11 protein-coding genes are annotated in these 12,842 nt (G+C 69.6%); 7 read left to right on the top strand and 4 right to left on the bottom strand.

Annotated features, from left to right (window positions below; all coding sequences use genetic code 11):
- A complete protein-coding gene (locus VIL67_RS00180; RefSeq protein WP_332046820.1) occupies window positions 1-768 on the top strand; it encodes an SDR family NAD(P)-dependent oxidoreductase in 768 nt (255 codons plus the stop codon).
- Here the strand turns inward: VIL67_RS00180 and VIL67_RS00175 are convergent.
- Window positions 765-1,274: a hypothetical protein gene (locus VIL67_RS00175; protein ID WP_332046819.1), complete on the bottom strand. Its 510-nt coding sequence runs from the start codon at window positions 1,272-1,274 to the stop codon at window positions 765-767. The genes VIL67_RS00180 and VIL67_RS00175 overlap by 4 nt on opposite strands.
- Before the next feature lie 92 nt (window positions 1,275-1,366).
- Between VIL67_RS00175 and VIL67_RS00170 the strand changes: the two genes are divergently transcribed.
- Window positions 1,367-1,783, top strand: coding sequence for a YbaN family protein (locus tag VIL67_RS00170; RefSeq protein ID WP_332046818.1), 417 nt, complete (start codon window positions 1,367-1,369; stop codon window positions 1,781-1,783).
- A gap of 3 nt (window positions 1,784-1,786) precedes the next feature.
- Here the strand turns inward: VIL67_RS00170 and VIL67_RS00165 are convergent, their stop codons facing one another.
- Window positions 1,787-3,202, bottom strand: a complete 1,416-nt coding sequence (locus VIL67_RS00165; protein ID WP_332046817.1) for an NAD-dependent succinate-semialdehyde dehydrogenase — start codon at window positions 3,200-3,202, stop codon at window positions 1,787-1,789.
- A 144-nt stretch (window positions 3,203-3,346) separates the two neighbouring features.
- Here VIL67_RS00165 and VIL67_RS00160 point away from each other — a divergent pair, with 144 nt between their 5' ends.
- Window positions 3,347-3,604 (top strand): hypothetical protein, encoded by a 258-nt coding sequence (locus VIL67_RS00160; protein WP_332046816.1) that lies wholly within the window; start codon window positions 3,347-3,349, stop codon window positions 3,602-3,604.
- Window positions 3,605-3,607: 3 nt separating this feature from the next.
- The gene (locus VIL67_RS00155; protein WP_332046815.1) at window positions 3,608-4,255 is read left to right on the top strand and encodes an alpha/beta hydrolase; all 648 of its coding nucleotides are present in this window, start codon (window positions 3,608-3,610) and stop codon (window positions 4,253-4,255) included.
- Here the strand turns inward: VIL67_RS00155 and VIL67_RS00150 are convergent.
- Window positions 4,218-5,057: a Clp1/GlmU family protein gene (locus VIL67_RS00150; protein ID WP_332046814.1), complete on the bottom strand. Its 840-nt coding sequence runs from the start codon at window positions 5,055-5,057 to the stop codon at window positions 4,218-4,220. The two genes, VIL67_RS00155 and VIL67_RS00150, sit on opposite strands and share 38 nt — an antisense overlap.
- 263 nt (window positions 5,058-5,320) lie before the next feature.
- Between VIL67_RS00150 and VIL67_RS00145 the strand changes: the two genes are divergently transcribed.
- From VIL67_RS00145 to VIL67_RS00135, 3 genes are all read left to right on the top strand, one after another.
- Window positions 5,321-8,293, top strand: coding sequence for a TonB-dependent receptor (locus VIL67_RS00145; RefSeq protein WP_332046813.1), 2,973 nt, complete (start codon window positions 5,321-5,323; stop codon window positions 8,291-8,293).
- Window positions 8,294-8,366: 73 nt separating this feature from the next.
- Entirely contained in the window at window positions 8,367-9,770 is a 1,404-nt protein-coding gene (locus tag VIL67_RS00140) for a glycoside hydrolase family 28 protein (protein WP_332046812.1), read from the top strand.
- On the top strand, window positions 9,763-11,133 hold the full coding sequence (locus VIL67_RS00135) for a glycoside hydrolase family 28 protein (protein ID WP_332046811.1): 1,371 nt from the start codon (window positions 9,763-9,765) through the stop codon (window positions 11,131-11,133). The genes VIL67_RS00140 and VIL67_RS00135 overlap by 8 nt, the downstream gene beginning before the upstream one ends.
- Here the strand turns inward: VIL67_RS00135 and VIL67_RS00130 are convergent.
- Window positions 11,105-12,703 (bottom strand): pectate lyase, encoded by a 1,599-nt coding sequence (locus tag VIL67_RS00130; protein WP_332046810.1) that lies wholly within the window; start codon window positions 12,701-12,703, stop codon window positions 11,105-11,107. The genes VIL67_RS00135 and VIL67_RS00130 overlap by 29 nt on opposite strands.
- Window positions 12,704-12,842 lie beyond the last annotated feature (139 nt).

Here is a 12,842-nt window from a genome sequence, read left to right as displayed (position 1 = left end):
ATGCCGCTGTCCCGCTCCGTCCAAGGGCTGACCGCCCTGATCACCGGCGCCGCCTCCGGCATGGGCCTGGCGACCGCCGAACTCTTCGCCCGCGAGGGGGCCAACGTCGCCGTCACGGACCTGTCCGCTGAGGGGGTGACGGAGGTCGCCGCCCGGCTGCGGGCGGAGGGCTTCTCCGCCGAGGGCTGGGGGCTGGACGTCTCCGACCCGAACGCCATCGCTGAGGTGACGCAGGCGGTGGCGCAGCGGTTCGGCGGGCTCGACATCCTGGTCAACAACGCCGGGATCTCGGCCTTCGCGGCCGTCGATTCCGAGGGCTACGAGGAGGTGTGGGACCGGGCGTTCTCCATCCTGCTCACCGCCCACCAGCGGCTGGTCCGCGCCGCCCTCCCCAACCTGCGGCGCTCGCAGAGTCCGCGGATCGTCAACATCGCCTCCACCGAGGCGCTGGGCGCCACCGCGCGCGACAGCCCCTACGCAGCGGCCAAGGCGGGCGTCACGGGCCTGACCCGCGCTCTGGCCGTCGAGCTTGGCAAGGAAGGGGTCACGGTCAACTGCATCTGCCCGGGTCCGATCCTCACCGGCATGACCCAAGGCTTGTCCGAGGAAGACCGGCGCACCTTCGCCAACCGCCGCACGGCGCTGCGCCGCTACGGCGAGCCCGAGGAGGTGGCGCACATGACGCTGAGCCTGTGCCTCCCGGCGGCGAGCTACATCACTGGCGCCGTGATCCCGGTGGACGGCGGGCTGATGGCCCGTAACGCCTAGCCGGCGGCCGGAGCCGGCGGCGCGGCTTGCAGCGCGGGCTTCTGCAGCCCCTCGTCGCGGTCGCAGCGGGCGTCGCGGTCCTTGGCCTCCAGCGCCGTGGCGATCAGCTTCAGCGGCCGACCAGGCATGCCGGTGGAGATCACCACGTTGAGGTGCCGCCGGCCCGGCAGGCTGCACAAGGTCTCGCGGCTGGCGAACTGGCCGGGATCCCATCGAGTCCTGGCGGGCGAGAACCGCTCCCGGCGCTCACCCACCGCCTTGAGCACCGCCTCGCGCACCACGGCCGGCTCACCCTCGTTGACGGTTACGGTGCAGGCGTTGGGCTGTTTCTCCCGGCTGATCTCCACGGCGCCGGCGCGGATGGAATCCACCGGCGCGCCGTCGATCACCGCATCCAGGCAGGCGCGCATGGCCGAGCCGGCGTCGGCGGCGGGGTCCTGTGCGCGCGTTGGAGCGGCGAGGGAAACGGCGGCCAGGGCGAGCGCGCCCGCCAGCAGAATTCTCAAGGGCGACCTCCTGAGGAACAGGCGGGCAGTTGCCCAGCCAAACGTGGCGGCCTCGGGGCGCCGGCTTGCCCGGTCCCGCGCGATCTGGGCACATGGCGCGCGTGACCGCACCTGCGCCCGACACGCCGCCCGCGAAGCGCCGCCCCGGCCGGGCGGCGGTGCTCGCCTATCGCACGCTCGGCGTGGCCGCCGTGGCGCTTGGGACCGCGGGCGTCTTCCTGCCGTTGCTGCCGACCACCATCTTCCTGATCGTCGCCGTCTGGGCCTTCGCCCGCAGCTCGCCCGAGTGGGCCGAGCGGATCCGCGCCGATCCGCGCTTCGGCCCCTACATCCGCGACTGGGAGGCCCGCGGCGCCATTCCCCGGCGCGCCAAGCTGCTGGCGGTGGTGATGATGGCGACCAGCTGGGGCATCCTGGCCCTGACCACGCATAAACTCCTCCTGTCGCTGGGCGTCGGCGCCCTGCTGATCGTAGTGGCCGCCTATGTGGTCAGCCGCCCCTCGGCCTGAGCCCTACTCGGGCCCGCCGGCGGCAAGCGTCTCCGGCGAAACGAGCACGCTCTTTACGTTGACGAACTCGCGGAGGCCGAAGGCCGACAGCTCGCGGCCGTAGCCGGAGTGCTTGATCCCCCCGAACGGCAGCCGGGCGTCCGAGCGGACGTTCTGGTTCACGAAGCTCATGCCCGCCTCCAGGCTGTCGCTGGCGATGCGCTCGCCGCGAGCCGGATTCCCGGTCAGCACGCCCGAGCCCAGCCCGAACTCCGAGGTGTTGGCCAGCGCGATCGCCTCGGCCTCATCCCTCGCCTCGATCACGGCGGCCACCGGCCCGAACACCTCCTCGTCGAAGGCCGGGTTGCCGGGCGCGACGTCGGTCAGCACAGTGGCCGGATACCAGGCGCCCGGCCGGTTCGGCAGCTGGCCGCCGGTGAGCAGGCGCGCGCCCGCCTCGACGGCGCGAGCGACCTGGTCGTGGACATCGTCGCGCGCCTGCACCGCCTGCAGCGGCCCGAGCTTCGTACCGTCCGCCCGCGGGTCGCCGAGCGTGTAGCTCTCCATTTCCCGCACCAGCGCCTGCTCGAAGGCTTCGCGGACGCTGGCGAGCACGATGAAGCGCTTGCCGGCGATGCAGCTCTGGCCGGCGTTCACCAGCCGCGCGGCGGCGGCGACCTTGGCCGCCTTGGCGGGATCGACGTCGTCGAGCACCAGGTAGGCGTCGCTGCCGCCGAGCTCGAGCACGCACTTCTTCAGCACCGCCCCGGCCTGGGCGGCCACCGTCTTGCCGGCCTCCACGCTGCCGGTGAGGCTGACCGCGGCGATCGCCGGATCCTCGATCAGCGCCTTCACGTCCCGGCTGGGGATCAGCAGGGTCCGGAAAACGTCGTCGGGGAAGCCGGCTTCGCGGAACACCTGCTCGATGGCCAGCGCCGAGCCCGGCACGTTGGAGGCATGCTTCAGGACCGCCGCGTTGCCGGCCATCAGGGTCGGCGCGGCGAAGCGGAAGGCCTGCCAGAACGGATAGTTCCAAGGCATCACCGCCAGGATGGTCCCCAGCGGTCGGTAGAGGACCTTCGCCCTGGGGCCGCCCATGTCCACCGGCTGGTCGGCGAGGAAGGCCTCGGCGTGCTCGGCGTAGAAGTCGCAGCCCACGGCGCACTTCTCCACCTCGGCGCGTCCGTCCGCGAGTGTCTTGCCCATCTCGCCGCACATCAGCCCGGCGAACTCTTCGGTCCGCCGCCGCAGGACCGAGGCGGCTTCCCGCATCAGGGCCGCGCGCTCGGCGAACGACGTGCGCCGCCAGCTGTCGAAACGCGCCCGGACCCGGCGGGCGATCGCCAGGGCCTCGTCGCCCGTGATCCCCTCGTAGGCCCGGCCCGGCTGGCCGGTGGCCGGATCGACGACCTGGAAGATGGGCTTCGCCGGCTGGCTCATGATGCGCTCCTGACTGCGGAGCCGCCTACCTAGGCGGCCTCGCCCCGGCGTCCAACCTCTGCGGACGGTTTCGACCCTCATCGAACCCGTCCGGGAACGTGAGGGCGGAGGGGCGGGTTGAGCGCCGAGAACGGAGGCGCGGACATGTCAGAAGCACGCGGACAGACGCCCGGCGGCGGAACCAACAGTCGCCCCCTCGACGAGACGGTGGCCGAGACCGGCCCTGGCGTGCCCGACGACAGCGTGGGCCCCGAGCAACGCACCATCCCCGAACAGATGGACCTGGTCCGCGCGCCGGAAGCCGAGGCCATGGCCCGCAAACTGGCCCAGGAGGCGGCGAGCTGGCGCGGGGAGGCCGAGGACGAGGAGGCCGCCGCGGCCGACCCGCGCGGCCACGCCTGAGCCATGGACGCCCTGCCCTTCCGCGCCGAAGGGGCCGCGCCGGAGGCGGAGGGCGTCTACCCGCTCCGGCTGCTGACCGAGCAGGGCGAACTGAGTGGCCGCCTTCACGCCTGTCCGGGGGACACCGCGATCCTATGGGTGTTCGGTTCTGGCGGCGGCCTGGGCGGGCCGGCGGGCGGCCTCTACGACCGTCTGGCGGAAGTGCTGCGCCCCGGCGGGATCGCCTCCCTCGAGCTGGATTACCGTCGTCCAGGCCGCCTCGGCCCCTGCGTCGCGGATGTGCTCACCGGAATCGAGCACCTTGCGGCGCTCGGCAAGACGCGGGTGGTGCTGGTCGGCCACTCGTTCGGAGGCGCGGTGGTTATCACCGCCGGCGCGGCGAGCGAGCAGGTGATCGCCGTCGCTGCTCTCTCGAGCCAGACCGCCGGGACCGAGGCGGTGGGGGCGCTCAGCCCGAGGCCGGTTCTCTTTGCCCACGGCGAAGCCGACGAGGTCCTGCCCCCGCGCTGCTCGCTCGACCTGCACCGCCGGGCGCGAGAGCCGAAGCAGCTGACTCTTTATCCGGGATGCCGGCACGGCCTGGACCAATGCCGTGACGCCCTCGATCGCGACCTTACGGCCTGGCTGCGCCGGGTGACGGGGCGGGGTTGAGCAGCGGCGGCGGGGCGGCCATGCCGATGCGCACGCGTCGAACGCAGCCAGCATCCACCGGCGTGTTCACCCAGTCTGGGTCTTTCAGATCAATTATCCCGAGGCCAAGATCCTCGCCAGCGAAGTCGGCCAGGCCACACAGGCGCGGACCGGGCGGAGGCTCCCGCTGCAGCTCTTCCATGACGACCTTCGAGGACAGGGCCTGGCGGGTGGCCCCTGTCAGCGCCGCCGCCAAGGCGGAGATACGCGCCGCGCTGCGCAGGGCGTCACCCTTCCGGACAGCGGCTGCAGAAGGGGGGATCCGTAGCACGCGGGCCTGAGGCAGCGGCGCCAGGAGGGGCTCGAGCTCGTCGTCGATGGCCAGTCCCAAGATCCAATCCGGATCAAGGGCCTCCAGCTTCCAGCGCTTGAGGGTGAGGCCCGGGCCGGCGATCAGACCGCTGGTGTTGACCACAAGACGTCCAGGGCCTGCGGTCCGGGCCAGACGAGCGGCGGCCGCCACCACGCCCGCCAAGCTGAGCGTGGGGTTGGTCTCGCCGATGAACCGGAGGCGGTCGAGAAAGATCGCACCGCCGGCGGCCCGCCCGAGCGTCACGCAGGCGGGGCGCCCGACCAGCTTCTGGCCGAGATCGCAGTCCAGCACCGCCACGTCCCCCCCGGCGGCGAGCCGGGCCGCAAGATAGCGGCAGAAGGTGCTCTTGCCCCGGTCGCAGGCGCCCAGGACGACCAGCCGACGCCATGGGCCCTCGCAGAGCCGGTCCGCCGCGGCGCGCCAAGCTCGCGAAACCTGCAGCTCGGCCAAGTGGCTCCCTTTCCTGCGAACCCGACTTCAACCGGCACAACAAGCGCCGGTTCCGGCGTCGGAGTGTGGCGGGAAGGTCGCAGAACCGCGTTGCCCGACGTGCGTGAAAACCGACCTTAACCGTCCGGCTTGATTTTCCGCTCTGCGGCTCTAAGCTCCTTTGACACCGGTGTCAGCTTCCTGCGGCGCAGATTGACACCGGTAGCAGAAGCAAGCGCGAGATGCGCGGGATCGGGGTGAGCCCCGGCCACGGAGGGAAGAAGATGAAGCTCAACACGGGATCTCGCCTGCGCACGCTTGCCTGCGGCGCATCGATGGCCGTGCTCGCCCTGTCCGTGGGCGGCGTGGCGAACGCGCAGGAATCCGAGGTCGAGGAGGTCGTGGTCACCGGCTTCCGCGCGTCGATCGAAAGCGCCATCGCCGAGAAGCGGGAAGAGACCGCGGTCGTCGACATCATCAAGGCCGAGGACGTCGCCAAATTCCCCGACAACAACCTGGCTGAATCCCTGCAGCGGGTGCCGGGGGTTTCGATCACCCGTGCGGGCGGCGAAGGCCGCAACATCACGGTGCGCGGCCTGGGACCGCAGTTCACCCGGGTGCGGATCAACGGGCTGGAGACGCTGACCTCCACCGGCGGCTCGGACGCCGACGGCGGGGCCAACCGCAACCGCCAGTTCGACTTCAACGTCTTCGCCTCGGAACTCTTCAACAGCCTGGCCGTGCGCAAGACGCCGTCGGCCTCGACCGAGGAAGGCTCGCTGGGCGCCACCATCGACCTGACGACCTCGCGCCCGTTCGACTTCCGCAAGGACGCCGCGGTGCTGTCGGTGAACTATGGCTACAACGACCTGTCGAAGAAGTGGGACCCCCGCTTCGCCGGCCTGTTCTCGAAGACCTTCTTCGACGACACCGTCGGCATCCTGGGCTCGGTGGCCTACTCCAAGCGCAACGTGCGCGAAGAAGGCTTCAACACCGTGCGCTGGGCGGAAGGCACCTCCAGCGGCGGCTTCTGCAGTCCCCTTGGCTTCGACACCAACGCGACCCAAGCCGGCCAGCAGTTCAACCCCGGCGCCAACGCGACCATCGGCTCCTCGGCCACCAACTGCCTCGTGGGCGAACCGCGTGCCTCCACGGCGGCTGAGATCGCGGCGTACCAGCGGGCCAACAGCCCTGCGAGCTGGCATCCCCGCCTGCCCCGCTTCGCGCGCCTGGACTACGAGCAGGAGCGCCTGGGGATCACCGGCTCTGTCCAGTGGAAGCCCACCGACCGCACCACGATCTCGCTCGACTATCTCTATTCAGACTTCAAGGGCGATCGCCGCGAGAACTACCTGGAGGCCATTTCCTTCAGCCGCGCCGCCGCCTCGCCGGAGTTCGGCAAGCCGTACATGATCGTGCGGGAGTTCGAGACGGATGAGAACGGCACGCTCACCTACGGCCGCTTCGACAACGTCGACATCCGCATCGAGGCCCGCGAGGACGAGCTGCGGACGATCTTCACCCAGTACACCCTGAGCGGCACGCACGAGCTGACCGACAATATCCGGCTCAGCGGGATGTACGGGACGTCCAAGTCGAGCTTCAAGAACCCGGTCCAGACGACGATCACCTTCGACCGGGCCAACCAGGACGGCTGGATCTACGACGCCCGCAACGATCCCGAGATGCCCAACATCACCTGGGGCTTCGACTACAACGACCCGAACGCCTTCACCTTCGGAAACGCCAACGCAACCGGCACGGTGCGCCCGAGCGAAATCCGCCTGCGCCCGCAGTTCGTGCGCAACACCTTCGATCAGGCGGTCGGCGACATCGAGTGGGAGTTCAACGACACCTTCACCTTCCGCGCCGGCGCGGTCTGGAAGAAGTACGTCAACGACGGCCAGGAATATCGCCGCAGCACTGAATTCGCGATCCCAACCCTGCCGGCCGGCACGACGATGGCGTCTCTCGCCCAGCAGCTCAGCGGCTTCGGCAAGGGCCTGGACGGCGACGGCATCCCGGAAGGGTGGGTCGTGCCGAACTTCGACGCCATCGCCTCGGCGCTGAACATCTACAGCAACACCGGCACGTTCCAGCTGTTCGGGATCGAGAACACTAACGCCCGCGGCAGCTTCCGGACGATCACCGAAGAGTCGCGCGCCGCCTATGTGCAGCTCGACTTTGACACCGACGCCCTGCCCTGGCGGCTGCGCGGCGACGTGGGAGTCCGCTACGTGGACACTGACATCACCGCCCGCGGCTACACCTTTGCGGGGGGCGCCCCGGTGGCCCTGACGGTGCCGAACTCCTACAAGAACTGGCTGCCGGCGGCCAACGTGGTGGCCGAGGTTACGCCGCAGTTCCTGGTCCGCGGCGCCGCGGCCAAGGTCATGGTTCGCCCGGGCCTGGGCGCCCTGAACCCGGGCGGCACGCTGAACACCACCGGCAACCTGACGGTCACCGCCGGCAACCCGCGCCTGCTGCCGCAGGTGGCCAACACGGCCGACCTGTCCTTCGAGTGGTATCCGGGCGGGAAGTCGCTGGTGGCGCTCGGCCTCTTCTACAAGAAGTTCACCCGGGACTTCACGACGGTGCGCCTGACCGGCCCCTACAGCTCGTTCGGCCTGCCGGAGTCGCTGCTGGTGGGCACCGGCCGCACGCCGAACGATGAGACCCAGTTCACCACCACCGTGAACAACGACAGCGGCGCGACGATCAAGGGCTTCGAAGCCAACGTCCAGATGCCGTTGACCTTCCTGCCCGAGCGGTTCGGCCTGCCCGAGTGGACCGGCAACTTCGGGGTGCTGGCGAACTACACCCACTTCCTCGGCAAGCAGGAGAACTGCCCGTCGACCCCGGTCAACGGCGTGTGCCCCAACCCCTTCCGGAGCCAGCGCCTGAACGCGTCCGAGGGGGCGTACAACTTCACGTTCTTCTACGAGGACGAGAAGCTGAGCGCGCGGATCTCGTTCGCCCACCGCGACGAGTACCTGACGGCCAGCCCGTCGGCCAACGCGGGCCTGTTCGGCAGCGCCAACCGGCTGGAGTACCAGGACGCCGACTTCGTGCCCGCCACGGACACCGTCGACGCCACCATCTCCTACCAGCTCACCGAGAAGATGCGGGTCAGCCTGGAGGGCATCAACCTGACGGACGAGCCCAGCCGCCAGTACAACGACACCGAGGCCAAGCGCATCTGGACCAACCACCACTTCGGCCGACAGTACTACCTGGGTCTGCGTTACAGCTTCTGATGAGCTGACGCGAAGGCGGGCGCCCCTCTCCTCCCCGGGGCGCCCGCCTTTTTCTTTCGTACGGAGTTCCCCGATGCTCGCTCGCCGTGACCTCCTGCTCACCTCGGCCGCCGCCCTGCTCGCGGGACGCGCCGCCGCCGCCCCGGGCGATCCGTGGGCTGAGGCCGCCGCCATCGTCGCGCGGATCAAGGCCCCGACCTTCCCCGACCGCGACTTCCCGATCGACCGCTATGGCGGGGACGGCGAGGCCGTGGCCGACAGCAGCGCCGCCATCGCCAAGGCCATCGCCGAGTGCCACGCCGCCGGCGGCGGCAGGGTGGTCATCCCGCCGGGCGACTGGCTGACCGGGCCGATCCACCTGAAGAGCAACGTCAACCTGCACGTCTCTGAAGGCGCGACGCTCAGGTTCAAGACCGATCCCAAGGCCTACCTGCCGGTGGTGTTCACCCGGTGGGAGGGCATCGAGCTGATGAACTATTCGCCGTTCATCTACGCCTTCGAGTGCGAGAACATCGCCATCACCGGCAAGGGGGTGATCGACGGCCAGTGCAGCCGCGAGCACTGGTGGACCTGGAAGGGCAAGTGGAAGCAGAACCAGCACGGCTGGGTCGAGGGCATGCCCGACCAGCGGCCCGCGCGCGCGAAGCTGTTCCAGATGGCCGAGGACCGCGTCCCCGTTGCGCAGCGGGTGTTCGGCGAGGGCTCCTACCTGAGGCCGAGCTTCCTGCAGCCCTACCGCTGCAAGAACGTGCTGATCGAAGGCGTGAAGCTCCGCCGCTCGCCGTTCTGGCAGATCCATCCGGTGCTCTGCACCAACGTCACCATTCGCGGCGTGGACGTGAACAGCCACGGTCCGAACAACGACGGCTGCGATCCCGAGAGCTGCCGCGACGTGCTGATCGAGGACTGCTTCTTCTCCACGGGCGACGACTGCATCGCGGTGAATTCGGGTCGCAACGAGGACGGTCGCCGCCTGAAGACGCCGTCCGAGAACATCGTCATCCGCAACTGCCGCATGGCCGATGGTCACGGCGGGCTGACGGTGGGCAGCCAAATCAGCGGCAACGCGCGCAACATCTTCGCCGAGAAATGCCGCCTGGACAGCCCCGACCTCGATCACGCCATCCGCTTCAAGAACAACGCCCTGCGGGGCGGCGTCGTGGAGAACTGCTTCTTCCGCGACCTCGAGGTGGGCCAGGTCCGAAAGGCCGTGGTGACCGTCGACTTCAACTACGAGGAAGGCCGCAACGGCCGCTTCACCCCGGTGCTGCGCAACGTGGTGGTCGAGCGGGTGCGGAGCGCGAAGTCCACGCGGGTCGCCGACCTGCAGGGCTTCGAGAATGCGCCGATCCACGACCTGACGATCCGCGACTGCGACTTCCAGGGCGTGGCCGAGCCCAGCATCGTCAAGAACGTGAAGGGCCTGAAGTTGCAGGACGTGACGGTGAACGGCCGCCCGGTGATGCGTCTTGTGTAGGCTGCTGATCGCCGCGGCGCTCGCCGCCGCCCTCGCCTCGCCCGCCGTGGCCCAGTCCACCGCCGCCGACTGGCGCATGGCCGACGAGATCGTCGCGTCCATCCAGGCGCCGCGCATTCCGGCCCGGGTGGTGCGGGTGAAGGGCCCGACGGACGGCAAGGCCGATGCCCGCCCTGCAATCATGGCGGCCATCCGACAGGCGAGCCGCGCGGGCGGGGGCCGTGTGGTCCTGGGGCCCGGCGTCTGGTTTTCCAAGGGCCCGATCCACCTGAAGAGCCGGATCGACCTGCACCTGGAGGCCGGCGCCACCCTGCTCTTCTCGCCGGAGCCAGCCGACTACCTGCCGGTGGTGAAGACCCGCTGGGAAGGCACCGAGGTGATGAGCTACTCGCCGCTGATCTACGCCGCGGACGTCGAGGACGTGGCGATCACCGGCGCGGGCGTCATCGACGGAAACGCGCAGAGCGGCTTCCACGCCTGGCACAAAACGGCCGAGCCCGACTTCCAGCGCCTGCGCCGGATGGGGTTCGACGGCGTTCCGCTGCGCAGGCGCGTCTTCGCCGAGGGGACCTACCTGCGTCCCAGCATCATCCAGATCCTGGGCGGCAAGCGCGTGAAGCTGGAAGGCTACACGGTGAAGAACTCGCCCTTCTGGGTGAACCACCTGGTGTACGTGGACCACGCCGTCGTGCGCGGGATCACGGTGGACTCCATGTTCCCGAACAACGACGGGGTCGACGTGGACTCCTCCACCTATGTGCTGATCGAGAACTCAAAGTTCCGCACGGGCGACGACTCCGTGGTCGTGAAGTCGGGCCGCGATCTCGACGGGCGCACGATCGCCCGGCCTTCCACCCATGTGGTGGTGCGCAACAACGACATGGGTGGCGAGGACGGCATCGCGCTCGGCTCAGAAATGTCGGGCGGGATCGCCCACGTCTTCTTCACCGACAACGTGCTGCGCAAGGGCGCGTCCGCGATCCGCTTCAAGGCCAATCTCGATCGCGGCGGGACGGTGGAGCACGTGCGCGTGCGCAACTTCACCGTCGAGGACTTTGGGACCCTGTTCTGGTTCCAGCTGAACTATCCGGGCGAGTTGGGCGGGAACTTCCCCTCCACCTACCGGGACATCGTCTTCGAAGACATCAAGGTCCAGAACGTGGGCGTGGTGTTCGAGGGCCACGCGCCGGCCGCTGCGCCGCTGGACGGGGTGCTGATCAAGGACGTCAGCGTGGCTTCGGCGAAGACCAACTTCGTGCTGGAGAACGTCCGCGGCCTGACGCTGGACAACCTGCAGATCGGCGGCCAGCGCTTCGACGGGCGACTGTCGGCCGTCAGCGCGCCTGGTCCAGATAGGCGATAAGGGTGCTCATGTTGCCGATGTAGTGGGCGATGGAGATGCCCACGGGCCCGTCCTTCACCGGAAAGGGCGAGGTGTCCCACTGGTCGCCCACGTGGGTCGAGGCGTAGTCGCCCGGCGTCGGCGTCGCCGGTCCGGGCCCGCGGTACGGGTTGCTGAGCGCGGCCAGCCGTGACGGCCACCAGCCCTCGGCGTTTAGCTCGGAGACGATCTGCGCCGCCGCCTGCGCCTTGTTGTCCTTCGGCGGGGCCCGCACCGCGTTCAGGTCGGACGTGGAGATGTCCTGGTTGGCGAAGTAGCGCGGCAGGTTGATCGGCGTTTTCGACAACAGCGGCGAGTTCTTCGCAGCCTCGGCCGGCGGGGTCGCCTGCAGCCGGGCCAGCCGCCGGCGCAGCGCGGCCACGTCGATCTTGCGGTGGGCGCTGTAGTGGCCGAGCAGTTTCTGGTCGTCGTAGTCGGCGTAGTAGCGGCCGTTCACAGCGTTCGAGCCGGTGCGGTGCACGTAGAGCGGCCGATCCGTGCCGAGCTCGATGTAGGTCGGGTGAGTGCGCCCGTCAGGACGTGGGGCGGCCAGCTTCACCTTGTCCAGCCAGTCGATCCCCTCGCCCACCCGGGCCAGGAACTTGCTGTCCCCGGTGAGCTCGTAGAAGTTCATCAGCTGTTCGAGGTTGTTGGCCGTGGTGTGGGTGGCCAGGGCCTTCGGCTCGTAGGTGCGCGCGCCGGCGGGCTTCAGGTCCGCCGTGTGCTGGAGGGCCCAGCCGGGCTGTGGCTGGCCTTGCTGGGTCACCAGGAACGAGGTCATCGCCCGGTTGATGGCGTCCAGCACCCGCCGCTCGCCGAGCGTCTGGTAGACCATCACCAGGAACTTCAGGTTCTCGCCGGCCACGTCGTCGTTGAACGTGATGTAGCGGGCGTAGTCCGGCCCCTCGGCGGCGTGCGGCCACCGCTGCGGCCAGCCGCCCACAGGGTATTGGCTGGCCAGGACAAAATCGATCGCCCGGTCCACAGGGGGCCGGTACTTCGGGTCGCGCTTCTCGAGATAGAGCCGCAGCAGGAACTGCATGGCCTCGGACGTGCCGGCGTCATCGAAGGTGGAGTTGCCGAGGTAGTGGTGGAATTCCTCCATCCGCCAGGCGTTGCGGCCGGTGGTGGCGTACCAGTCGGCGATCGAGCCCTCGCCGCCGAAGTCGATCAGGTAGTTCCAACCGCCGGATTCGAGCTGGCCGTAGATTAGGGCGCCGGCGACCTGCTCGGCCGCGGCGTAGTACTGGGCCTCGCCGGTGGCGTGATAGGCGTCGAGGTAGAGGTGGCCCATGGTCGCCGTGCCGGGCGGCTGCACCCAGACCATGGTCGGCTTCGCCTCCAGCTCGCCCCACCGACGGGAGAAGTCCGGCAGGTAGCTCCAGACGTAACCGCCGTTGAACGCCACCTTGTCGGTCATGAAGCGCGTGGCCCGGCGCATGGCGGCCAGCACCCTGTCACGGCGCGGCGCGATCTCAGCCCAGGCAGGACGGGCGAAGCTGGCGGCGGCGCCGGCGAGCAGCAGGCTGCGGCGGGTCGTGAACGCGCTCATCCGCGCATTGTGACACCGGTGTCACGAGACGCAACCGGCGAAGCGCGACGGCTGTCAGGAGGGGTTCTGTGGGAGAGGCCCCGGCCGAGGTGTGACGTCCTCGAGCCGGGGCAGTATCCCGCGCCGGCGACTGGAGAGA

The organism is Phenylobacterium sp., from assembly GCF_036563385.1.
Classification (GTDB): domain Bacteria; phylum Pseudomonadota; class Alphaproteobacteria; order Caulobacterales; family Caulobacteraceae; genus Phenylobacterium.
The sequence above is the reverse complement of the archived record's forward strand: the minus strand, read 5'-3'. Positions and strand labels throughout refer to the sequence as shown.